This window comes from Neomesorhizobium albiziae (assembly GCF_900114255.1).
Classification (GTDB): Bacteria; Pseudomonadota; Alphaproteobacteria; order Rhizobiales; family Rhizobiaceae; genus Neomesorhizobium; species Neomesorhizobium albiziae.
The window spans coordinates 326,517-347,836 of sequence record NZ_FOSL01000002.1 but is presented as its reverse complement, the minus strand read 5'-3'; the positions used below and the strand labels follow the sequence as shown (position 1 = coordinate 347,836).

At 63.8% G+C, this 21,320-nt stretch carries 23 protein-coding genes; 18 read left to right on the top strand and 5 right to left on the bottom strand.

Going from position 1 to position 21,320, the window contains the following annotated elements:
- Positions 1 to 113: 113 nt before the first annotated feature.
- From F3H98_RS05275 to F3H98_RS05255, 5 genes are all read left to right on the top strand, one after another.
- Entirely contained in the window at positions 114 to 1,262 is a 1,149-nt protein-coding gene (locus F3H98_RS05275) for an acyl-CoA dehydrogenase family protein (RefSeq protein ID WP_149759041.1), read from the top strand.
- 2 nt (positions 1,263 to 1,264) lie between these two features.
- Positions 1,265 to 2,887, top strand: a complete 1,623-nt coding sequence (locus F3H98_RS05270) for an AMP-binding protein (protein WP_149759039.1) — start codon at positions 1,265 to 1,267, stop codon at positions 2,885 to 2,887.
- Positions 2,887 to 4,080, top strand: a complete 1,194-nt coding sequence (gene kynU / locus F3H98_RS05265) for a kynureninase (protein ID WP_149759304.1) — start codon at positions 2,887 to 2,889, stop codon at positions 4,078 to 4,080. The genes F3H98_RS05270 and kynU overlap by 1 nt, the downstream gene beginning before the upstream one ends.
- Entirely contained in the window at positions 4,077 to 4,916 is an 840-nt protein-coding gene (gene kynA / locus F3H98_RS05260) for a tryptophan 2,3-dioxygenase (protein WP_149759037.1), read from the top strand. The genes kynU and kynA overlap by 4 nt, the downstream gene beginning before the upstream one ends.
- A 96-nt stretch (positions 4,917 to 5,012) precedes the next feature.
- Positions 5,013 to 6,155, top strand: coding sequence for an ABC transporter substrate-binding protein (locus F3H98_RS05255; RefSeq protein WP_149759035.1), 1,143 nt, complete (start codon positions 5,013 to 5,015; stop codon positions 6,153 to 6,155).
- Between the two features lie 56 nt (positions 6,156 to 6,211).
- Here the strand turns inward: F3H98_RS05255 and F3H98_RS05250 are convergent, their stop codons facing one another.
- On the bottom strand, positions 6,212 to 6,685 hold the full coding sequence (locus F3H98_RS05250) for a YciE/YciF ferroxidase family protein (protein WP_149759033.1): 474 nt from the start codon (positions 6,683 to 6,685) through the stop codon (positions 6,212 to 6,214).
- Positions 6,686 to 6,806: 121 nt separating this feature from the next.
- Here F3H98_RS05250 and F3H98_RS05245 point away from each other — a divergent pair, with 121 nt between their 5' ends.
- From F3H98_RS05245 to F3H98_RS05225, 5 genes are read left to right on the top strand one after another with little or no spacing between them, the layout of a single operon-like run.
- Positions 6,807 to 7,727: a branched-chain amino acid ABC transporter permease gene (locus tag F3H98_RS05245; RefSeq protein WP_149759031.1), complete on the top strand. Its 921-nt coding sequence runs from the start codon at positions 6,807 to 6,809 to the stop codon at positions 7,725 to 7,727.
- Between the two features lie 2 nt (positions 7,728 to 7,729).
- Entirely contained in the window at positions 7,730 to 8,710 is a 981-nt protein-coding gene (locus tag F3H98_RS05240) for a branched-chain amino acid ABC transporter permease (protein WP_149759303.1), read from the top strand.
- Positions 8,703 to 9,452 carry an ABC transporter ATP-binding protein gene (locus F3H98_RS05235; RefSeq protein WP_149759029.1) on the top strand — a complete coding sequence of 250 codons (750 nt, stop codon included), beginning with the start codon at positions 8,703 to 8,705 and terminating at the stop codon, positions 9,450 to 9,452. Before F3H98_RS05240 ends, F3H98_RS05235 begins: the two co-directional genes overlap by 8 nt.
- Complete coding sequence (locus tag F3H98_RS05230) at positions 9,452 to 10,135, top strand: ABC transporter ATP-binding protein (protein ID WP_149759027.1); 684 nt, start codon at positions 9,452 to 9,454, stop codon at positions 10,133 to 10,135. The genes F3H98_RS05235 and F3H98_RS05230 overlap by 1 nt, the downstream gene beginning before the upstream one ends.
- A 36-nt stretch (positions 10,136 to 10,171) precedes the next feature.
- Complete coding sequence (locus tag F3H98_RS05225) at positions 10,172 to 10,579, top strand: RidA family protein (protein WP_149759025.1); 408 nt, start codon at positions 10,172 to 10,174, stop codon at positions 10,577 to 10,579.
- 7 nt (positions 10,580 to 10,586) lie between these two features.
- On the opposite strand, the gene F3H98_RS05220 is transcribed toward F3H98_RS05225, so the two are convergent.
- From F3H98_RS05220 to F3H98_RS05205, 4 genes are read right to left on the bottom strand one after another with little or no spacing between them, the layout of a single operon-like run.
- Entirely contained in the window at positions 10,587 to 11,060 is a 474-nt protein-coding gene (locus F3H98_RS05220; RefSeq protein WP_149759022.1) for a hypothetical protein, read from the bottom strand.
- A 22-nt stretch (positions 11,061 to 11,082) separates the two neighbouring features.
- Entirely contained in the window at positions 11,083 to 12,150 is a 1,068-nt protein-coding gene (locus F3H98_RS05215; protein ID WP_149759020.1) for a D-TA family PLP-dependent enzyme, read from the bottom strand.
- Between the two features lies 1 nt (position 12,151).
- The gene (locus F3H98_RS05210) at positions 12,152 to 13,033 is read right to left on the bottom strand and encodes a MurR/RpiR family transcriptional regulator (protein ID WP_149759018.1); all 882 of its coding nucleotides are present in this window, start codon (positions 13,031 to 13,033) and stop codon (positions 12,152 to 12,154) included.
- A 9-nt stretch (positions 13,034 to 13,042) separates the two neighbouring features.
- Positions 13,043 to 13,813: an SDR family oxidoreductase gene (locus tag F3H98_RS05205; protein WP_149759016.1), complete on the bottom strand. Its 771-nt coding sequence runs from the start codon at positions 13,811 to 13,813 to the stop codon at positions 13,043 to 13,045.
- 327 nt (positions 13,814 to 14,140) lie between these two features.
- On the opposite strand from F3H98_RS05205, the gene F3H98_RS05200 reads away from it, so the two are divergent.
- From F3H98_RS05200 to F3H98_RS05165, 8 genes are all read left to right on the top strand, one after another.
- A complete protein-coding gene (locus F3H98_RS05200) occupies positions 14,141 to 14,512 on the top strand; it encodes a RidA family protein (RefSeq protein ID WP_149759014.1) in 372 nt (123 codons plus the stop codon).
- An 18-nt stretch (positions 14,513 to 14,530) separates the two neighbouring features.
- Positions 14,531 to 16,003 carry a M81 family metallopeptidase gene (locus F3H98_RS05195; protein WP_149759012.1) on the top strand — a complete coding sequence of 491 codons (1,473 nt, stop codon included), beginning with the start codon at positions 14,531 to 14,533 and terminating at the stop codon, positions 16,001 to 16,003.
- Between the two features lie 171 nt (positions 16,004 to 16,174).
- Positions 16,175 to 17,584 (top strand): MATE family efflux transporter, encoded by a 1,410-nt coding sequence (locus F3H98_RS05190; protein ID WP_149759010.1) that lies wholly within the window; start codon positions 16,175 to 16,177, stop codon positions 17,582 to 17,584.
- A gap of 79 nt (positions 17,585 to 17,663) precedes the next feature.
- A complete protein-coding gene (locus tag F3H98_RS05185) occupies positions 17,664 to 18,791 on the top strand; it encodes an NAD(P)/FAD-dependent oxidoreductase (protein WP_149759008.1) in 1,128 nt (375 codons plus the stop codon).
- Positions 18,792 to 18,983: 192 nt separating this feature from the next.
- Entirely contained in the window at positions 18,984 to 19,244 is a 261-nt protein-coding gene (locus F3H98_RS05180) for a hypothetical protein (RefSeq protein WP_149759005.1), read from the top strand.
- A 216-nt stretch (positions 19,245 to 19,460) separates the two neighbouring features.
- Entirely contained in the window at positions 19,461 to 19,949 is a 489-nt protein-coding gene (locus F3H98_RS05175) for a YdeI/OmpD-associated family protein (protein WP_149759003.1), read from the top strand.
- Between the two features lie 234 nt (positions 19,950 to 20,183).
- Positions 20,184 to 20,771, top strand: a complete 588-nt coding sequence (locus F3H98_RS05170; RefSeq protein ID WP_149759001.1) for a YqaA family protein — start codon at positions 20,184 to 20,186, stop codon at positions 20,769 to 20,771.
- 26 nt (positions 20,772 to 20,797) lie between these two features.
- A complete protein-coding gene (locus F3H98_RS05165) occupies positions 20,798 to 21,310 on the top strand; it encodes a disulfide bond formation protein B (protein ID WP_149758999.1) in 513 nt (170 codons plus the stop codon).
- Positions 21,311 to 21,320 lie beyond the last annotated feature (10 nt).

Here is a 21,320-nt window from a genome sequence, read left to right as displayed (position 1 = left end):
CAGGGTCGTAGCTTGGCGAGCGCAAAGCGGCAGGCTGATCTCCCCCCTTGAGGGGGAGATGGCCGGCAGGCCAGAGGGGGGTGTGCAAACGCAAGGTGGCCAAGAGGCTCACCATGCCTGATCGCTCCTTCCTCAACTGGCCGTTTTTCGAAGACCGCCACCGCGATCTGGCGGAGCGGCTGGAAGCATGGTGCGAGGCCAACTTGCCAGTCGCCCATGACGATATCGACGCTGCCTGCCGCGAACTGGTCGCCATGCTCGGCCGCGATGGCTGGCTGAAGCCGACGGCGGTCGATCCGGAAAATCCGCAGCCGCTCGACGTGCGCACGCTTTGCATCACACGTGAGACTCTGGCCCGCCACGACGGCCTCGCCGACTTCGCCTTCGCCATGCAGGGGCTCGGCACCGGCGCGATCAGCCTGTTCGGCAACGATGCGCAGAAAGAGTGGCTGAGGCAGACCCGCACCGGCAAGGCGATCTCGGCCTTCGCGCTTTCCGAACCGCGCTCCGGTTCCGATGTGGCGAACATGGACATGGAAGCCCGGAAAACATCCAAAGGTTATGTGCTTTCCGGTGAAAAAACCTGGATTTCGAATGGCGGAATTGCGGACTTCTACGTGGTTTTCGCAAGAACTGGCGAAGCCCCCGGCGCGAAAGGCCTGTCGGCATTTCTCGTGCCTGCAGATACGCCCGGCCTCTCGGTCGCCGAACGGCTCGAAGTGATCGCGCCGCATCCGCTGGCCCGGCTGAAATTCGATAATGTCGAGGTCCCCGCGACGGCAATGATCGGTAAAGCCGGCGACGGTTTCCGCGTCGCCATGTCTGTGCTCGACGTTTTCCGCTCGACGGTCGGGGCTGCAGCTCTCGGCTTTGCGCGGCGGGCGCTCGACGAGAGCATCAAGCGCGCTTCGGGGCGAGAACTGTTCGGCGCGCCGATGGCCGACCTGCAGATGGTTCAGGGCCACATTGCCGACATGGCGCTGGACGTCGATGCCGCGGCATTGCTGGTCTATCGCGCCGCCTGGACCAAGGACAGGGGCGCGAGCCGAGTGACCCGCGAGGCGGCGATGGCCAAGCTCTATGCTACCGACCGCGCGCAGGCGGTCATCGACAAGGCGGTGCAACTGCATGGCGGCGACGGCGTGCGGTGCGGCCACATTGTGGAGAGCCTGTACCGCGAGATACGCGCGCTCCGAATCTACGAAGGCGCGTCCGACGTGCAGAAAGTCGTGATCGCGCGGCAGGTTTTGGCGGGAGGATAGAGATGCTGGGGCCGACAGGGCATGTCGACACATTTTCGCGGGACAATCTTCCGCCGTTCGAAGAATGGCCGGAGCTGCCGCTCGAAGGTTTCGACTATCCGGAATATCTGAATGCCGGGGTGGAACTGACCGACCGGCTGGTCGAGCAGGGATTCGGCGATAACACCGCGCTGATCGGCAACGGCCGCCGGCGCACTTACAAGGAATTGTCCGACTGGACCAACCGGCTGGCGCATGCGTTGGTCGAGAACTACGGCGTCAAGCCGGGACAGCGGGTGCTGATCCGCTCGGCCAACAACCCGGCCATGGTTGCGTGCTGGCTGGCCGCCACCAAGGCAGGCGCGGTGGTGGTGAACACCATGCCGATGCTGCGCGCTGGCGAACTGGCTCAGATCGTCGACAAGGCCGAGATTGGCCTGGCGCTGTGCGATACCCGCATCAAGGACGAACTGGTCGCCTGCGCCAAGGAAAGCAAATTCCTGAAGCAGGTGATCGGCTTCGACGGCACCGCCAATCACGACGCCGAGCTCGACCGCATCGCGCTCAACAAGCCGGTGCGCTTCGAGGCGGTGAAAACAGGCCGCGACGACGTCGCCCTGCTTGGTTTCACCTCCGGAACGACCGGCGTGCCAAAAGCCACCATGCACTTCCATCGCGACCTGCTGATCATCGCGGACGCCTACGCGAAAGAGGTGCTCAACGTGCAGCCGGACGACGTTTTTGTCGGCTCGCCGCCGCTCGCCTTCACCTTCGGCCTCGGCGGCCTGGCGATCTTTCCCTTGCGCTTCGGCGCCGCCGCGACACTGCTGGAAAACGCGTCACCGCCCAACATGATCGAGATCATCGAGACCTATAAAGCGACGATCAGCTTCACCGCGCCGACCGCTTATCGCGCCATGCTGACCGCGATGGACGCGGGCGCCGACCTGTCGTCGCTGCGCATCGCCGTCTCGGCCGGCGAAACGCTGCCGGCGCCGGTGTTCGAAGACTGGAAAAAGAAGACCGGCAAGCCGATCCTCGATGGCATCGGCGCCACCGAGATGCTGCATATCTTCATCTCCAACCGGCTGGACGACATGGCTCCGGCCTGCACGGGCAGGCCTGTCGCGGGCTACCGGGCGATCATCGTCGACAACGACATGAACGAACTGCCGCGCGGCGAAATCGGCAAGCTTGCAGTGCGCGGGCCAACCGGTTGCCGCTATCTGGCGGACGACCGGCAGAAAAACTATGTGCGCAACGGCTGGAACCTCACCGGCGATTCCTTCGTGCAGGATGAACAAGGCCGATTCCACTTCGCCGCCCGTTCCGACGATATGATCATTTCGGCGGGCTACAACATCGCCGGACCGGAGGTCGAGGCGGCGTTGCTGTCGCACCCCGACGTCAAGGAATGCGCCGTGATCGGCGTCGCCGACGCCGAGCGTGGCCAGATCGTCGAGGCGCATGTGGTCCTGGTCGAATCCGCGCTGCCCGACGAACTGATGAAAAAGCGTCTGCAGGACCATGTGAAGGCGACGATCGCACCTTACAAATATCCGCGTTCGGTCCGGTTCACCGACACGTTGCCGAAAACGCAGACGGGCAAGATTCAGCGCTTCAGGCTGCGCATGGGCGAGGCATGATGAGCGATTTCGCGAAAACCAAAAAGCTGTTCCACATGCCGGACGGGGTGATCTATCTCGACGGCAATTCGCTGGGGCCGCTGCCGCTGGCAGCCAGGGCGCGCGTCGTCGACATGATGGCCGCAGAATGGGGCAACCAGCTGATCAAGGGCTGGAATTCGGCCGGCTGGATGCTGCAGCCGCGCCGCATCGGCGACCGCATCGCGCGGTTGATCGGCGCTGCCGAAGGCACGGTGGTCATGGGCGATACGCTGTCGATCAAGGTGCATCAGGCGCTGGCGTCCGCCCTGGAGCTTAATCCAGAGCGCCGCGTCGTGCTGTCCGACAACGGCAATTTCCCGTCCGACCTCTATATCGCGCAAGGCCTGCTGAAATCGCTCGACAAGGGTTACACGCTGAAGGTCGTCGAACCGGAAGCGGTCGAAGCGGCTATCGACGAAAGCGTGGCGGTTATGATGCTGACCGAGGTGGACTACCGCACCGGCCGCCTGCACGACATGAAGGCGCTGACCGAAAAGGCGCATGCCGCCGGCGCCTTGACCGTCTGGGACCTTGCCCATTCGGCCGGCGCCATACCGGTCGATCTTGCCGGCGCTAAGGCCGATTTCGCCGTCGGCTGCACCTATAAATATCTGAACGGCGGACCCGGCGCGCCGGCCTTCATCTATGTCGCGCCCGAACACCAGGACGCCGCGCGGCCGGCGCTGTCCGGCTGGCTCGGCCACGAGGCGCCGTTTGCTTTCGATCTCGATTATCGGCCGGGCGCCGGCATAGACCGCATGCGGGTCGGCACGCCGCCGATCATTGCGCTAGCCGCACTCGATGCTGCGCTCGACGCCTGGAACGGCATCGACATGGCCGACATCCGCAGGGCGTCGATCGGCCTTACCGACCTCTTCATCGCCGAGATCGAAAAGCGCTGCCCCGAGCTCTCGCTGAACTCGCCGCGCGACGGCGCCAGGCGTGGCAGCCAGGTCTCCTTCCGCCACAGGGAAGGCTACGCGATCATGCAGGCGCTGATCGCCCGCGGCCTGATCGGCGATTTCCGGGCGCCCGATTCCATCCGTTTCGGCTTCACGCCGCTCTATATCGGCGAGGCCGAAGTGCGCGCGGCGGTCGGCATTATCGAAGATGTCGTCAACAACCGGCTCTGGGACGCACCGGATTATCGCAAGAAGGCGCTGGTGACATGAGCCGACAGCCTTACGATCCGGCGCGCGAGGGCGCCCAGATGTCGTTCAGGGAACGCATGTCCTACAGCGACTATCTCCATCTTGAGAAAATCCTCGATGCGCAGACGCCGTTATCGACCGCGCATGACGAACTGCTGTTCATCATCCAGCACCAGACGTCGGAACTGTGGATGCGGCTTGCCATCCATGAAATCCGCTCGGCCAAGGTAGCGATCCGCGACAACCAGCTGCAGCCGGCTTTCAAGATGCTGACCCGCGTCGCCCGCATCTTCGAGCAGCTGAACAGCGCCTGGGACGTGCTGCGCACGATGACGCCCAGCGAATATACCGAGTTCCGCGATTCGCTCGGCCAGTCTTCCGGCTTCCAGTCATGGCAGTACCGCGCCATCGAATTTCTCGCCGGCAATCGCAACGAGGCGATGCTGAAACCGCATGCGCACCGCGCAGAGGTGATTGCCGAACTGGAAAACATCCTCGCCGAACCCAGCCTTTATGACGAGGCTTTGTTGCTGCTTTCCCGAGAGGGTTTCGATATCGGACCGGATGCGAAACGAACGGATTGGCGCCAGAGCCGGCAGGCGAGCGACGACGTTCTGGCGGCGTGGAAAGCGATCTATCAGGCGCCGGCCGAGCATTGGGCATTGTACGAGCTCGCCGAAAAGCTGGTCGACTTCGAGGACTATTTCCGCCGCTGGCGCTTCAACCACGTCACCACGGTCGAACGCATCATCGGGTTGAAGCGCGGCACCGGCGGCACGGCGGGCGTTTCCTATCTGCGGCGCATGCTGGAGGTGGAATTGTTTCCCGAACTCTGGAAACTGCGTACAGAACTTTGAGGCCGCGAAAAGCGGTCCGCAAGAGGACATGCCTGAGGCGAAACAGTCCAAGGCATGGTGCAAATGCAGGAACGGCAACAAAAGGGAGAGAGTAATATGAGGAAGATTTTTGCGGCGGGCCTGTTCGGGCTCGCACTCGGCGTCTCGGGCATGGCATTTGCCGAACCGGTGAAGGTCGGCATGATCACCACGCTTTCGGGCGGCGGCGCGGGCCTCGGCATCGACGCGCGCGACGGCTTCATGCTGGCGCTTTCGTTGTCCGGCAACAAGGACATCGAAGTCGTCACCGAAGACGACGCGATGAAGCCGGAACTGGCGGTGCAGATCGCCGACAAGATGATCCAGAGCGACAAGGTCGATGTCCTGACAGGCATCATCTGGTCGAACCTCGCCATGGCCGTGGTGCCGAATGCGGTGGCGCAGGGCAAATTCTACCTCTCGGTAAACGCCGGGCCTTCTCCGCTGGCAGGGGCAAAGTGCGACAAGAACTATTTCAACGTCGCCTACCAGAACGACAATTTCCACGAGGCGATGGGCAATTATGCCGAGAAGCACGGCATCAAGAAGATGTTCATCCTGGCGCCGAACTACCCCGCCGGCACCGACTCGCTGAATGGCTTCAAGCGCTTCTATAAGGGCGAGCTCGTCGGCGAGGTCTATACCAAGCTCGGCCAGACCGATTATGCCGCCGAGATTGCGCAAATCCGCGATTCCGGCGCCGACTCGGTGTTCTTCTTCCTGCCCGGCGGCATGGGCATCGCCTTCGTCAAGCAATATGCGCAGTCGGGTGTCGGCATTCCGCTGATGGGCCCCGGCTTCTCGTTCAGCCAGGACGTGCTCGGCGCCATCGGCGACGCGGCCCTGGGCGCCAAGAACTCGGCCTCATGGTCGAAGGATCTCGACAACGCCGCCAACAAGAAGTTCGTCGAGGAATTCCAGAAGGCCTACAACCGCCTGCCTTCGATCTACGCCGCACAGGCCTACGACACGGCGAACCTGATCATCGCCGCCGCCGGCAAGGTAAGCGTCAAGGACGCCGACGCGTTCCGCGCCGCGCTGAAGGCCGCCGAGTTCGAATCGGTGCGCGGCAAGTTCAAGTTCAACACCAACAACCACCCGATCCAGGACATCTATGTGCGCGAGGTGGTCAAGGAAGGCGACGTGCTGACAAACAAGATCGTCGGCACCAGCTTCACCGACCATGCCGACGCCTATGCGAAGGACTGCGCGCTGCAATAGCGAAAGGGTTCGAAGCCGTCAGCCCTTCCACGCGGAGGGGCTGACGGCGGCAATCGCTACTTCTTGTTGATCCCGCTGACGGCCAAATCCGTCAGCTTGTTGTTGGCAGCCTTTTCCTCATCGAGGATTTCACTGAGCAGCTTATGCGCCTCGTCATGACCAAGCACTTTCGCCCATTCCCGCAGCGAACCATAGCGCGAGATCTCATAGTGCTCGACGCATTGGGCGGCTGCCAGCAGACCGGCATTGAGCGCCTTTCCGGAGGCTTCGGCGATAACGCCGTCGGTCTCCTTTATCAGGCCCTCGATCGCGTCGCACTTCTCGCCCTTGGCCGGAAGGTTCAGGGATGCAAAGACCTTCTTGAGCGATTGGACGTGACCCCTGGTCTGTTTGAGGTGACCGTCGATCGCCTGCTTCAGCTTGGCGTCGCCGGCGGCTTTCGAAGCTTTGGGAAGCGCTTTCGTCAGGGCGTTTTCGGCGTAGTAGATGTCTTGCAAGGAATGTTCGAACAGTTCAGCCAGGGTTTTCACGGGCGTCCTCCACTGTTTGTTTCACCGAAAGGCAATTGCGCGGCTCCGCTTTGGTTCCGTTGGGCGAACGAAATACTGCAAAAGCGCATAGGCGAGCGCCTGAAGGGGACGAGCAAAGCTTATGTCTAGCGCCCTCTTCATCGAGCAGATGCTGAACGGCCTGCAGTTCGGCGTCATGCTGTTCCTGATGGCGGCGGGGCTGACGCTGATCTTCGGCGTCATGGGGCTGATCAACCTCGCCCATGGGTCGTTCTACATGGTCGGCGCCTTCGCCTGCGCGGCTGTCGCTGCGGCGACCGGCTCGTTCTGGCTCGGCCTTGCGGCAAGTCTCGCCGCCGCAGCGGCGGCTGGCGCTATCGTCGAACTGCTGGTCGTGCGCAGGCTTTATGACCGCGACCACCTCGACCAGGTGCTGGCGACCTTCGCGCTGATCCTGATCTTTTCGGAAGGCACGCGCTGGCTGTTCGGCTCCTTCCCGCTCTATCTCGACATTCCCCCCGTGCTTGCCGGCGCTGTCGACCTGCCAGGCGGCGCGCGCTACCAGCTCTACCGGCTGGCGATCATCGCGGTTGGCGTCGCCGTCGCGGCAGGGCTCTATCTGCTGATCTCGAAGACAAGGCTGGGCATGCAGATACGCGCCGGCCAATCCGACCGCGAGATGATCGGGGCGCTCGGCGTCGACATCCGCACGCTTTACACGATCGTCTTCGCGCTGGGCGCGGCCCTTGCCGGGCTCGCCGGTGCGCTGGTCGGTGCGCTGCAATCGGTGCAGGTCGGCATGGGCGAGCCGGTACTGATCCTCGCCTTCGTGGTCATCGTCATTGGCGGCATCGGCTCGATCAAGGGCGCACTGGTCGGCGCCATCCTGGTCGGGCTGGTCGACACGCTCGGCCGCTTCCTGCTGCCGAAGGCCTTCGCGCTGGCGATGGGAGCCTCGCAGGGGGCAACCGTCGGCGCGGCGCTTGCCTCGATGTTGATCTACATTGTCATGGCGCTGATCCTGGCATTCCGGCCGCAAGGCCTGTTCGCGGCGAATACATGACGATGTCCCGTGAAACCCCGATCAATCTTGTGCTGGCGGCTTTGCTGTTTGCCATGCCATTCGCCGCACTCGCGCTGGACGAACCGTTTTACGTGACGCTGGCGACACACATGGCGGTGCTGGCGCTGGCGGCGGTGGGGCTCAACCTGGCGCTTGGGCTGGGCGGGCTGGTGTCGTTCGGCCACGCCGCCTTCTTCGGCCTCGGCGGTTATGCCGCCGGCATATTGTCGACGCATGTGCTGAACATGCAGCCGTTGTTGACCTGGCCGCTCGAGATCGGCGCTTCGGATCAGATGCCGGTCATCTGGCTTGTGGCGATTGCCGTCTCCGGCCTGGTGGCGCTCGCCATCGGTGCGATCAGCCTCAGAACCTCCGGCGTCTACTTCATCATGATCACGCTCGCCTTCGCGCAGATGATCTACTATTTCGCCATTTCGTGGCCGGCCTACGGCGGCGAGGACGGCCTTTCCATCGCCACGCGCGGCGCCTTTCCCGGCGTCAACACGGCCGTGCCGCTGACCTTCTTCCTCGTTTGCTACGCGGTCCTTGTCGCCGTCCTGGTGCTCTTCGCCCTTGTCAGAGATTCGCGTTTCGGCGCAGCATTGCAGGCCTCCAGGCAAAACGAGACGCGGCTTGCCGCAGTCGGCATCGGCCCGTTTCCGGTGCGGCTTGCCGCCTTCGTTCTCTCGGCGATGATCACCGCATTGGCCGGAGCGCTTTATGCAGACCTCAACCGCTTCGCTAGCCCGTCGATGCTGTCGTGGCAGATGTCGGGCGAGTTGATCGTGCTGATCATCCTCGGCGGCACCGGCCGGCTGTTCGGACCGGTCGCCGGCGCCATGCTGTTCGTGCTGATCGAATCGGTATTGGGGGGGCTGACCGAACGCTGGCAGTTCTTCCTCGGCCTGATCCTGCTCGGCGTTGTCCTGTTCGCGCGCGGCGGGCTGATCGGGCTCGTCGCAGGGAAGCCTCGCCATGGCTGAGCCGGTCCTCTCCATCCGCGAGCTTCGCAAGAATTTCGGCGCGCTGAAGGCAACCGACAATGTCAGCCTCGACCTGAGACCGGGCGAAATCCACGCGCTGATCGGTCCCAACGGCGCCGGCAAGACGACGCTGATCCACCAGATTTCCGGCGCGATCCGCCCTGACAGCGGCGCCATCGAATTTCTTGGCGAGGATGTCGGCGCGCTCGGCATGGCGGCGCGGGCGCGAAAGGGGCTCGGCCGCTCATTCCAGATTTCGTCGCTGGCCTCTGAGTTTTCGGCGCTGCGCAACGTCATGCTGGCGGTGCAGGCGGCGCAAGGATCGAGCTTCCGCTTCTTCAAGCCGGTCATGCACGACACGTCGCTGACCGAACCGGCGCTCGCCGTGCTGGAGCGTGTCGGGTTGGCTCAGCGCGCCCGGCTGCCAGCCGCGGAACTGTCGCATGGCGAGCGCCGCAAGCTGGAGATCGCCATCGCGCTCGCCCTGGGGCCGAAGGCCTTCCTGTTCGACGAGCCGATGGCCGGCATGGGGCCGGAAGGTTCGAAGGACCTGACCGGTTTCCTCGACGGTCTGAGGCGGGAAGCACCCATCCTTCTGGTCGAACACGACATGGATGCGGTCTTCGCACTCGCCGACCGTATCTCGGTGCTGGTCTACGGCCGCATCATCGCGACGGGCACGGTCGACGAGATCCGCCGTGATCCGGAAGTCCGCCGCGCCTATCTCGGGGAGCATGCGTGATGTTGCTCGAAGTCTCCGGCCTCGAAACTTTTTACGGCGCTTCGCAGGCGTTGTTCGGCGTCGAACTGTCGGTCGGCGAGGGCGAGGTCGTGGCGCTGATGGGCCGCAACGGCATGGGTAAGACGACGACGATTTCGTCGATCCTCGGCCTGGTTCGCGGGCGTGCAGGCACCATCAGGCTTGGCGGCAAGGCGATCTCCGGCATGAGCGCCCACCGCATCGCCCGGCTGGGTATCGGGCTGGTGCCGGAAGGCCGCCGCTGTTTCCCCAACCTCACCGTGCGCGAAAACCTTGTGGCGGCCGCGCGCAAGGGCGATTGGACGCTGGAACGCGTCAACGCGCTGTTTCCGCGCCTTTCCGAACGGCGCGACCAATATGCCAACACTCTGTCCGGCGGCGAGCAGCAGATGCTGGCGATCGGCCGCGCGCTGATGACCAATCCGAAGCTACTGATCCTCGACGAGGCGACCGAAGGGCTGGCGCCGGTGATCCGGCAGGATATCTGGGCGGCGATCCGCAAGCTGAAATCGGAAGGCCAGTCCATCCTGGTCGTCGACAAGACGCTGTCGGAGCTGCTGCCGGTGGCAGATCGCGCCTTTGTGCTCGAAAAGGGCCAGACGGTGTGGAGCGGCAAGCCCGCCGACCTGACGAGCGAGCTTCAGGATCGCTACCTCGGCGTCTGAAAATTAGCCGACGAAGTTTGTGTTTGGAGAACGAAAATGTCGCAACCCGCCCATCAGGCACTTCACCCGGCCAACTGGAAAGCGGCGAAGGGTTATTCCAACGGCATCGTCGCGGAAGGCCGCACGGTGTTTCTCGGCGGCCAGATCGGATGGAACGTGGATCAGGTTTTCGAGACCGACGATTTCATCGAGCAGACGCGGCAGACGCTGATGAACATCGTGGCTGTGCTCGCCGAAGCCGGCGGGAGGCCGGAACATATCGTGCGGCTGACATGGTTCGTCACCAGCAAGCAGGAATATCTGGCGCGGCTGAAGGAGCTTGGCGAAGCCTACAAGAGCGTCATGGGCCGGCACTATCCGACCATGAGCGCCGTGCAGGTGGTGGCGCTGATGGAAGACCGCGCCAAGGTGGAGATCGAGGCGACGGCCGTGCTGCCAGCGTGACGCCCTCTTACCGGTATTTCATGTAGCCCACGAAGCCGCTGATTTTCCAGCGGCCATCGACCTTGCGGCAGAAATACAGCGTCTGCCAGTTGAGCACGTCGAAGCTGCCGTCGGCCTTGGCGATCTTGCCGTCGAACTTCTTGCGCGCCAGCGCGACGTCGCCGGTGATGTCGATCCGGGAGAGGTTGGTGGCCCGGTGAATGCCGGCGGCAAGCGGCTCGGCGAACTTGGTCGCCGCGGTCTCTGCGGCCTGGCGCAGCCACTCGGTCCTGTATTCGGCGAGCGTCGGAAAAGCGGCGTTCCATTCGTCCGGATTCTCGGCGTTGTGGGCATGGATGCCGAGGAAGCGCTGCTCATCGAAATCGTTCGCCACCATCGACCAGTCGGCGGCGACGAAGGCTGCGATATCGCGTTCGACCAGCATGTCCCAGATAGCGTGACGATCGGCATCGTTGCCGAACGGATTTCCAGCGTGGCTCATTGTTTGCTCCGGTTCGAAAAGATCAGGTGACGCGGCCGCGCGCGGCGACCGGAAGGATGTCGACAACGGTTTCGCCGGAAACGAGGTGCACCATGTCGAACAGGTTTGAAACGACGCAGGCATGGTCGGGCAGGACGCGCACCCGCTGGCCGATCGCCAGCCTCGCTTCGCCTGAAAGGGTGACGTTGCCATGTTCTTCGCTGAGGCCAGTGACCAGCGCGCCGGGAATGCCGACCAGTTCGCCGAAATCCGGCAGGCCGAGCGTGTCGCTGGACAGCGCTTTCGAGCCGGCGTCGAGGATCGCCCGTGTCGGTGTCGGATGGCTGACGACGGTCGACAGCACGGTCAGTGCGCAGTCGTCGTTGGTGCCGACGCCTTTGGCCACCTGGTAGCGGTCGAGGTAGATGTAGGTGCCCGGCCTGTATTCGGTGGCGACCTTGGTGTCGCCGGCCCGCCAGATGTCGGGGGTGCCGCCGCTCGATATCGTCTCGCAGTCGAGGCCGGCCGACTTCAACAGGTCGCGCGCGTCGATGAGCCAGGCATCCGTCTCGCGGGAGAGCCCCGGCGCCGGATAGGTCATCAGGCCGCCGAACGACAGGCCGGAGGCGCCGTCGATCTGCCGGGCGAGTGCGAGCGCCTCCGTCGATGTCTGCACGCCGCAGCGGCCCATGCCCGTGTCGCATTCGACAAGCACTTTCAGCCGGTGCCCGGTGTCGGTGAAGGTAGCGGACAGCCCGGCAATCGTGTCGAGGCTGTCAGCGGTGACGGAGAGCGTCACCTGCCCATGCAACGCAAACAGCCGATCGAGCTTCGCCCGTCCGAGGATGTTGTAGGGCAGGAAAATGTCGGAGAGCCCGGCCTCGGCCATCACTTCGGCTTCGCCGATCTTCTGGCAGGTGATGCCGACCGCGCCTGCCGCGACCTGCTTCTTGGCGAAGTGGGGCAGCTTGTGGGTCTTGATGTGCGGCCTGAGCTTCAACCGGTGTTTGTCGGCGTCGGCCTGCGCACGCACGATGTTGGCGTCGGCGCGGTCGACATCGATGATGACGGCGGGGGTTTCGATATCGTGGATAGTGCGGGGCGTTGGCACGTCAGTCACCGATCGGCAGGCGTGGGTCGTCTATTTTCAAGGTATTCAGGGTCTGCTTGATGCGGCGCAGGCCCTCCATGATCTTGGTATCGCGGCTTTCGGCGGTCGCGGTGGCGATCATGTCGAGAACGGCAAGCAGCGCGAAGCGCGACGAGGTCGGCTTGTAGATATTGCCGTCTTCGATGGGCTGGAAGGTGATCACCGTTTCGGCGGCCGCGGCGAGCGCCGAGCCGGGCGCCGTGATCGCCACGGTGTGGACGCCGTATTGACGGGCGAGCGTCACCGCCTCGACGACCGACCTCGCATAGCCCGAAGTCGAGAAGGCGACCAGCGTGGTTTCGGGCGTGGCCACGGCAGCATACATGCGCTGCAACTGGCCATCGACCTGGGCGGTCACCGGCAGGCCAAGCCGGAACAGCCGGTTCTGCAGTTCGGTCGCCAGCATCGACGAGGTGCCCCCCGAACCGATGGCAAGGATGTTGGCGGAGGTCGCAAGCCGCTCGCCCACCGCCAGCAGGGTAGCCATGTCGAGATTGGCGCTCGCGCGCTGGATCGCAGCGATTGCGGCGTCTGTCACCGCGGAGGCGATGCGCTGCTCGCGGACATCGCGGTTGAGAGGCTCCGGGTTGAGGTAGACACCGCCGACGGCGAGCGCCTGCGCCAGCCAGAACTTGAAATCGCGCACCCCTTCGCAGCCCAGGCTGCGGCAGAAGCGCGTCACCGTCGGTTCGCTGACACCTGCCCGCGAGGCGATGTCGGAGATCGCTGCCTTCGACGCGAAGTCGAGGTCCGCCAGCACCAGCGCGGCCAGCCGCCGGTCCGACTTCGACCCGTCCCGCGTGGTCGCCTGCAGGCGCGTTATGATATCGGCGACATGTTCCATTGGCGCCTCTCAGCCACCCAGAATGTCGTCGATGAAGGGCAAACAGCCTGCCGTCAACCCTGCATCAACCGGCAGCACGGCGCCGGTGATCCCCGACGCGCGGTCCGATGCCAGGAACGCGACCGCTTCGGCGACTTCCGCCGCATTGACGATCCGCCCAAGCGGATAAAGCCGCTGCAACTTTCCGGGAATCGTGGCGTCCTTGGCGATGCGGTGATCCCACGCTGGCGTGCGGATCGAGCCCGGGCAGACGACATTAGCGCGGATGCCGCGACGGCCATATTCGACCGCGATGGCGCGGGCATAGGCATTGATGCCAGATTTCGCCGCGGCGTAGGCCGGATTGCCGAAATGCAAAAGCGCATTCACCGATGAGATGAACACGAAGACGCCTTTGCGGTCGGCCGGTACCGCCTCCAGCATCGCATTGGTGAAGGCCATCACGCTGGTGAGATTGAGGTCCACTTCCCTTTCAATTTTGTCGAGGGTGAGCGACGGCATTGTCTCGGCGCGGGTCCAGCCGGCATTGTTGACGACGATGTCGGGCACCCCGTCCTGGCCGATGATCGCCGTGACCGCATCCTGCAGGGCGGTGCGATCGAGAAGGTCGAAGACATGGGTCGAAGCGGCGGGCAGCCCGGACATCGCATCGGCCGACTGGTCGCAGGCAATGACGCTGGCACCACGCGCCGAAAACATCTCCACCAGCGCGCGCCCGAGACCGCCGCCGGCGCCGGTGACAAGAACCGATTTCCCACTGAACTCGCCTTCAAGCGCCACGTGGCCCGCTCCAACGCCGGTTTTGATTTCACCGGTGCTACGCTCAAAAATGTAAATAAACAACAGAATACTCCCTTGAATCAGACGATTTTGCCTATAATGTAGGAAAGTCACGTTGTGCGGCGATCTCTTGGTTCAGTTGGCAGTGGCATCCGTAAGGGGCAAACCGCACGGGCATGTTTGTTCATGCCTGTGCAGGCTTCGGATGCCGACCGGCGGCGCATCCAGATTCCTCCCGGATGCGCCGCCGTAAACTTTCAAGGCAGGCCTTGCCGCAACGGATGCGCCGGTTCAGGAGCCGTCGGGCGATTTCAACGGAGCATTGGCATGTCGCGCAAGCAAACCTTCGGAACCTCGCATGTCCCGCTGTCTCCGGCGGTGCGCGCCGGCGACATGGTCTATGTTTCAGGCCAGGTGCCGGTGCGGGCCGACGGCACCGTGGTGGACGGAGGCATCGAACCGCAGACCCGGCAGGTGCTGGAGAATGTGAAGGCCGCGCTGGCGCTAGCCGGCGCGACCATGGATGATGTCGTGAAGACGACGGTATGGATCGAGGACGCGCGCGATTTCGGTGGCATGAACAAGGTCTATGCGACCTATTTTCCGAAGGAGCCGCCGGCGCGCACCACTGTCGAATCGCGGCTGATGATCGACATCAAGGTCGAGATCGAGGCGGTCGCCTACGCGCCGCAGAAATAGCGAAAGCCAAGTCCCCTCATGCGCATTTTCACTGCCTCCCTGGCGACGGAAACCAACACGTTTTCGCCGGTGCCGACCGACCGCGCATCCTTCGATATGGCTTTTTACGCCGGGCCGGGAGAGCATCCGGAAACGCCGACGCTCTGCTCGTCGCCGATCGTTGCGCTGCGCCGGCGCGCGAAGAGCGACGGCCTGACGGTGATCGAAGGCACCGCGACCTGGGCGGAGCCGGGTGGCCTCGTCCAGCGCCAGACCTACGAGGAGCTGCGCGACGAAATCCTCGGCCAGTTGCGGGCGGCACTGCCCGTAGACGCAGTGATCCTCGGCCTGCACGGCGCGATGGTGGCGCAGGGCTATGACGATTGCGAGGGTGACCTGCTGTCGCGCGTGCGTGACATTGTCGGGCCGGATATCGTCGTTGCGTCAGAACTCGACCCGCATAGTCACTTGACCGCCAAACGTGTCGCGGCCGCCGATATCCTGGCCGCCTTCCTCGAATTTCCGCATACCGATTTCTACGAGCGCGGCGAGCATGTCGTCGAGCTTGGCCTCAGAGCCGCGCGCGGCGAGATCAAGCCGGTCATCTCGACCTTCGACTGCCGGATGATCGCCGTGCTGCCGACCAGCCGCGAGCCGATGCGCTCCTTCGTCGACCGCATCAATGCGCTGCACGGCAAGGACGGCATTCTTTCGGTTTCCGTCATCCACGGCTTCATGGCGGCGGACGTGCCTGGGATGGGAAGCAGGATCGTCGTCGTCACCGACAACGACAAGGCCAAAGGCGACGCGCTCGCCGAACGGCTCGGCCAGGAGCTTTTCGCCATGCGCGAGAAGACCGTGATGAAGATGGTCGGCGCCGATGCCGGCATCGACCGGGCGTTCGCCGTACGCAAGGCCGATGCGTCGAAGCCGGCGGTCATCGCCGATGTCTGGGACAATCCGGGCGGCGGCGTTCCGGGCGACGGCACCTTCGTGTTGAAAAAGCTGATCGAACGGGGTTCCGGTCGCATCGGCGTCGCCACCATCTGGGATCCGATCGCCGTGACCTTCTGCCATGCGGCCGGCGAGGGCGCTACCATCGATCTGCGTTTCGGCGGCAAGGCCGGACCGCAGGCCGGCGAGCCGATCGATGCGCGCGTGCGGGTGCTAAAGACCGTCGCCGAAGGCTGGCAAAGTTTCGGGCCGAGCCGCGTGACGCTGGGATCGACGGCGCTGATCCGCATCGAGGGCACCGAGATCGACGTCATCCTCAACACCAACCGGACGCAGACTTTCGAGCCGGACATCTTCTCCAATCTCGGGGTCGACCCGATGTCGAAGGACATCCTGCTGGTCAAGTCGACCAACCATTTCTACGCCGGCTTCGAACCGATCGCGGCGGAGATCATCTATGTGAACGCACCGAGCTCCTATCCGAGCGATCCGAGCACCACCAATTACACCAAGCTCGACCGGCCGATCTGGCCGCGCGTCGCTGATCCATTCGCCTGACGGGCAGGTTCACCCGCCACGCTGTACCAATCGAAAACACCCGCCGTGGCTTGCCATTGCGGGTCGTTTCGTTCAGAAATCCGGCCACGAACGGTCGAAATCGTGAATTTCGGCTCGGAAATACGCCGGCATTGGCGAATTGCGTCCTGCCGCCACCGGAAAGACCTGAAAATGTCCTCGATCGAAGCCGGCGTGGAGATGCCGGAAAGCCTATGGCGCGGTGAGATTCGCGCGATGCTTGCACTGTCCTGGCCGATGGTGCTGACCAACCTCGCCCAGGTGGCGATGACAGCCACCGACGTGATGATGCTGGGCAGGCTCGGCGCCGACACGCTTGCCGCCGGCGCGCTCGGCTCCAATCTCTATTTCGCGCCGCTGATCTTGGGGCTCGGCCTCGTCTATGCAGCATCGCCTATGATGGCGACCGAGCTCGGCCGAAAGCGCCACTCGGTCCGCGACATCAGGCGCACGGTCAGGCAGGGCCTGTGGCTGGCGATCCTGGCCGCTATCCCGGTCTGGTTGCTGCTCTGGCACGGCGAAGCCATCCTGCTGGCAATGGGCCAGGAGCCGCCGCTGGCGCAGCAGGCCGGCATCTACTTGCGCTGGCTGCAATGGGCGATCCTGCCGTTCTACGGCTACATCGTACTGCGCTCCTTCATCTCGGCGCTGGAGCGGCCGGGCTGGGCCCTGGTCATCATGTTCATCGCCGTCAGCTTCAATGCGTTCGGCAACTGGTGCCTGGTCTTCGGCAATCTTGGCTTCCCCAAGATGGGCATCGCCGGTTCCGGCCTGGCGACCAGCCTCTCCAGCGCCCTGATGTTCATCGGCCTGGCGACTGTGGTCTCGGTCGAGCGGAAGTTCCGCCGCTACCGTCTTTTCGGACGTTTCTGGCGTTCCGACTGGCCACGCTTCATCGCGCTCCTGAGGCTTGGCCTGCCGATCGCCGGCATCCTTGCTTTCGAGGTGACGATCTTCAATGCCGCGGCTTTCCTGATGGGCCTGATCAACGCCGCGTCGCTGGCCGCACACGCCATCGCCATCCAGATCGCGTCGATCTCCTTCATGGTGCCGCTCGGCATCAACCAGGCGGTGACGGTGCGCGTCGGCCTTGCCCACGGCGCTGGAAATCCCGACGGCGTCAGCCGCGCCGGCTGGACCGCTCTGGCGATCGGCGTCGGCTTCATGGCGCTGATGGCGCTGGTCATGGTTTCATGGCCACGCCTGCTGATCAGCGCCTTCATCGATCTCGACGATCCCGCCAACACGGCGGTGATCGCACTCGCCGTCACCTTCCTGTCCTTCGCCGCGCTGTTCCAGATATTCGATGGCGCGCAGGCGGTCGCGGCCGGCATGCTGCGCGGGCTGCACGACACCAAGGTGCCGATGATCCTCGCGGCCATCGGCTATTGGGGCGTCGGCCTGCCGCTCGGGGTGCTGCTGGCCTTCCATTTCGGGTTCGAGGGCGCCGGCATCTGGATCGGTCTTTCCACCGGCCTGGCGGTCGTTGCGGTGCTCCTTCTCTGGCGTTGGCTGCGCCGCGACGAACTCGGGCTGAGCGCCGACCAGCCCGTCCACTCCTGATTCAGCCGGCGGGAGCACCATCCGGTGTTCCCGCCCGGCGCATTTCATGCGAAGCAGGAAACAGGAACGGGAGCCCTGCATGGCTGAAACGGTTGACATTGCCATCATCGGCGGCGGCATCGCCGGCGTTTCGCTGGCCTATTTCCTGAGCCCGCATCGTTCCGTCGCCGTGTTGGAGCGCGAGACAGCGCTCGGCTACCATTCGAGCGGCCGTTCCGCGGCCGAATTCGCGTTTCGCTTCCATTCCGCGCTCGTCGGCAAGCTGGCGAAGATCAGCTACCCGTTCCTGACGAATCCTCCCGGCGGGTTCACCGAGACCGAACTCCTGAAGCGGCGGGGAAATCTGGTGATCGCGGACGCGGAAAAAGCCGCACGGCTGGCTGATGTGTTCGCCGAGGAAAGTGCCGCCGCGCCAGGACTTGAGCGGCTGACGGTCGAGCAGGCAATCGAACGCGCGCCGATCCTCAATCCGGACTATGTCGCTGACGCGTTCTACGATCCCGACTGCTGGGACATCGAGGCCGAAAATCTGCTGCAGGGCTGCGCCAGGGGCGCGCGCGCCAACGGCGCCACGATCCGCAACAAGGCCGAGGTTCTTGGCGCACGGCGCGAGGGCGGCATCTGGCTTCTTGAAACGACCGCCGGCGAAATGCGCGCTCAGACAGTGGTCAACGCCGCCGGCGCGTGGGCCGACAGCACCGCGCAACTGTTCGGCCTGAAGCCGCTGGGCATCATACCCTATCGCCGCACCGCGATTACCGTCGCCATGCCGGCCGGCATCGATGTCGGCGCCTTGCCGGAAATCAGCGAGATCGACGAGGCGTTCTACATGAAGCCGGAGGCCGGGCGCCTGCTGGTTTCGCCCGCCGATGCCACGGAAAGCCAACCGTGCGATGCGCAGCCGGAAGAACTCGATATCGCCTATGCCGCCTGGTACCTCGAACAGGCGACGACAGTGGCCGTCAGCCATGTCTCCCACAGTTGGGCCGGGTTGCGCACGTTCGCGCAGGACCGCGCGCCGGTCGTCGGCTATTCCGGAGAGGGGGACGGTTTTTTCTGGCTCGCCGGCCAGGGCGGTTTCGGCATCCAGACCGCTCCGGCGTTGGGACGCCTGGCCACCGACCTCATACTCGGCCATGCTGTGGCGGCGGATTTCGCCGAGCATGGGCTTACAGCGGAACTGTTCGCGCCGAGCCGCTTTGAGTAGCCGCACCACCAGCCGCCTCAAACGCCTCTCTGTGCAAAAACATTAGCTCCGTCTCATCAAAGCTGTTGCCTGTGATAGGGCTCTGTAGCACAATGATGAGGCTCAGATGTACGTGGGCCTTTTATGGCAGTTCATCCGGCCTGAGCTCTTGACCGCGCGGCGTCGCCGCGGGCGGAGCTTGGAGCAATGAAAATGCGACACCGCGTTTATCGTCGTCGTTGGTCTCAACAGGAAATCGCTGAACTGAAGCGGCTGGCTGCGCAACATGTGCGCGTCACCGCTATTGCGCGTGAGCTCGGGCGGCCGGTGAGCGCGGTGGAAGCCCGCGCCGCCATCGAAGGCATCAATCTCAAGGAAATGGGCCGCAAGCTGCTCGACCAATGGTGGCCGATGGTCGAGGCGGCGAGGAATGCGCGCATGCGGGAAGCTGGGATGCGTGAGCCGATGGCCTGATCGGCCGCGTGCCAGAGCGTCGGACAAAACGATCGGCCATACGAGGCTCACCGGTCGACAGCCGTGGCACTGGGCCATCCCTACACTTGAACTTATGAAGATTTCGATGCGGAACGCGCCTGTGTTCCGCAGGGAAAATCGGCATGGCCGATGTCGGATTGCAACCGCGACAGCCGTCCTTGGAGCGGATGACTTAATTCGACGGAGGATTCGTTCATGTCACGCGCAGTTGAAAATTCGGCCGGCACAGGCCCGCTTCACTTCCGCACCAAGGTCCTTACCGCGGGGAAAACCGCCACCGGCATCCAGATACCCGACGATGTGATCGCCAGGCTCGCAGCCGGACGAAAGCCCGCCGTCAAGATAACGATCAACGGCTTTACCTACCGCAGCACAGTGGCGGTCATGAACGGGCGCTACATGGTCGGCATCAATGCTGACAACCGCGAGAAGGCCAAGGTCGCCGGTGGCGACACGATCGATGTCCAGATCGAGTTGGACACCGAGATTCGCGAGATCGCGGTGCCCGCGGATTTCGAGAAGGCTCTGGCTCGCAACCCAGACATCAAGAAATTGTTCGAGAGCCTCTCCTACACCAAGCGGCGGGTTATCGTCGAAGGCATCACAGGCGCCAAGACGGCGGAAACGCGCGAAAGGCGCATCGCCAAGGCGATTGGCGAGCTCGAAGCCGCTCTCGGCGCCTGAGCGTTTTTGCAGCCAGTGACCTGGCGTCGCATAAACACGGCCAAACAAGCAGCGTTTTGCAGCCAGGCGGGATCACCTGGCGTCGCATAAATGCGGCTAAAACAAACAGATGGAGCGGAATGCCCGTTCAATCCGAATGCATTCCGCTCCAGGTGACTCCCGGATTCGTGAAGCCCCGGCCATTGTGCAGCGCAGCGATCCTCTTTAGACAGGCTGCGCAAAACGGGGATACCTATGCTTCGCAGACTTTACGATTGGACGCTGTCGCTGGCGGCGCGCAAATCCGCCGAATGGTGGCTGGCTTTCATCGCTTTCGTCGAAAGCTCGGTGTTTCTGGTTCCGGCCGACGTGCTGTATCTGCCGATGGCCCTGTCGCGGCCTGACCGCGCCTACAGATACGCCTTCGTCGCCACCCTCGCATCGGTGCTGGGCGGCATTGCCGGCTGGTTCCTCGGCCACTACGCCTATGAGGCGATCGCCAAGCCGGTGCTCGAATTCTACGGCAAATACGATGAGTTCGAAGCGCTCAGGCAATCCAGCGGCATGGGTTTCATCGTTCTGATGCTGGTGACCTCGGGGCTCGCCCATCTGCCGCCTATCAAGGTAGTGACCATCCTGTCGGGCGTCATCGGTGTCGACATCTGGCTGTTCATCATCTCGGCCATCATCGCCCGCGGCGCCCGCTTCTACTTCCTCGCCTGGCTCCTGAGGACCTATGGCGAGCCGATCCGCGAATTCATCGAGAAACGTCTCGGCCTCATCGCCGGTCTAGGCGCGGCTGCCCTCATTTTGCTTTATCTGCTGATCAAATATCTGACCTGACCACCTCGCGACACAGAGACTACTCGATGACCGCCGTGACCGCTCCTTCGGGACGCTTGCAGACCTTGACCGCAGCCTTCCTGCTCGTCGCAATGGCGGCGACTGTCGGCGCCGCGCTCGGCTTCGAGCACATCGGCGGCTACATGCCGTGCAAGCTTTGCCTCGAGCAGCGGCTGCCTTATTACATCGGCGTGCCGTTGATGGCGCTGGCGGTGGTGTCCTCGACGCTGCACTGGCCAGGCGTCGTGAGTCGTGGCCTGCTGGTGGTCGGCGGCCTCCTGATGGCCTACGGCCTCTATCTCGGTGTCTTCCACGCCGGCGTCGAATGGGCGTGGTGGCCGGGGCCGACAGACTGCGCGGCCGGCGCGAATGTCGACACCGGCGGCGCCGGCGTTCTCGACGCCATCAACACGGTGATCCCGCCATCCTGCGACAAGGCGGCGCTGCGGTTCCTCGGCCTTTCCTTTGCCGGATGGAACGTGATTGCAAGCCTGATGTTGGCCGCGGTGGCGTTCCGCGGCGCATTCGCCAAAGCCTGAAGCGGCGTAC

Excerpts from the sequence above, each read along its gene's own strand:
- F3H98_RS05190 (WP_149759010.1), top strand. The coding sequence starts at position 16,175 with ATGTCCTCGATCGAAGCCGGCGTGGAGATGCCGGAAAGCCTATGGCGC.
- F3H98_RS05165 (WP_149758999.1), top strand. The coding sequence starts at position 20,798 with ATGACCGCCGTGACCGCTCCTTCGGGACGCTTGCAGACCTTGACCGCA.
- F3H98_RS05200 (WP_149759014.1), top strand. The coding sequence starts at position 14,141 with ATGTCGCGCAAGCAAACCTTCGGAACCTCGCATGTCCCGCTGTCTCCG.
- kynA (WP_149759037.1), top strand. The coding sequence starts at position 4,077 with ATGAGCCGACAGCCTTACGATCCGGCGCGCGAGGGCGCCCAGATGTCG.
- F3H98_RS05195 (WP_149759012.1), top strand. The coding sequence starts at position 14,531 with ATGCGCATTTTCACTGCCTCCCTGGCGACGGAAACCAACACGTTTTCG.
- kynU (WP_149759304.1), top strand. The coding sequence starts at position 2,887 with ATGAGCGATTTCGCGAAAACCAAAAAGCTGTTCCACATGCCGGACGGG.
- F3H98_RS05245 (WP_149759031.1), top strand. The coding sequence starts at position 6,807 with ATGTCTAGCGCCCTCTTCATCGAGCAGATGCTGAACGGCCTGCAGTTC.
- F3H98_RS05230 (WP_149759027.1), top strand. The coding sequence starts at position 9,452 with ATGTTGCTCGAAGTCTCCGGCCTCGAAACTTTTTACGGCGCTTCGCAG.
- F3H98_RS05180 (WP_149759005.1), top strand. The coding sequence starts at position 18,984 with ATGCGACACCGCGTTTATCGTCGTCGTTGGTCTCAACAGGAAATCGCT.
- F3H98_RS05255 (WP_149759035.1), top strand. The coding sequence starts at position 5,013 with ATGAGGAAGATTTTTGCGGCGGGCCTGTTCGGGCTCGCACTCGGCGTC.
- F3H98_RS05270 (WP_149759039.1), top strand. The coding sequence starts at position 1,265 with ATGCTGGGGCCGACAGGGCATGTCGACACATTTTCGCGGGACAATCTT.
- F3H98_RS05240 (WP_149759303.1), top strand. The coding sequence starts at position 7,730 with ATGTCCCGTGAAACCCCGATCAATCTTGTGCTGGCGGCTTTGCTGTTT.
- F3H98_RS05175 (WP_149759003.1), top strand. The coding sequence starts at position 19,461 with ATGTCACGCGCAGTTGAAAATTCGGCCGGCACAGGCCCGCTTCACTTC.
- F3H98_RS05275 (WP_149759041.1), top strand. The coding sequence starts at position 114 with ATGCCTGATCGCTCCTTCCTCAACTGGCCGTTTTTCGAAGACCGCCAC.
- F3H98_RS05185 (WP_149759008.1), top strand. The coding sequence starts at position 17,664 with ATGGCTGAAACGGTTGACATTGCCATCATCGGCGGCGGCATCGCCGGC.
- F3H98_RS05235 (WP_149759029.1), top strand. The coding sequence starts at position 8,703 with ATGGCTGAGCCGGTCCTCTCCATCCGCGAGCTTCGCAAGAATTTCGGC.
- F3H98_RS05225 (WP_149759025.1), top strand. The coding sequence starts at position 10,172 with ATGTCGCAACCCGCCCATCAGGCACTTCACCCGGCCAACTGGAAAGCG.
- F3H98_RS05170 (WP_149759001.1), top strand. The coding sequence starts at position 20,184 with ATGCTTCGCAGACTTTACGATTGGACGCTGTCGCTGGCGGCGCGCAAA.
- F3H98_RS05220 (WP_149759022.1), bottom strand. The coding sequence starts at position 11,060 with ATGAGCCACGCTGGAAATCCGTTCGGCAACGATGCCGATCGTCACGCT.
- F3H98_RS05210 (WP_149759018.1), bottom strand. The coding sequence starts at position 13,033 with ATGGAACATGTCGCCGATATCATAACGCGCCTGCAGGCGACCACGCGG.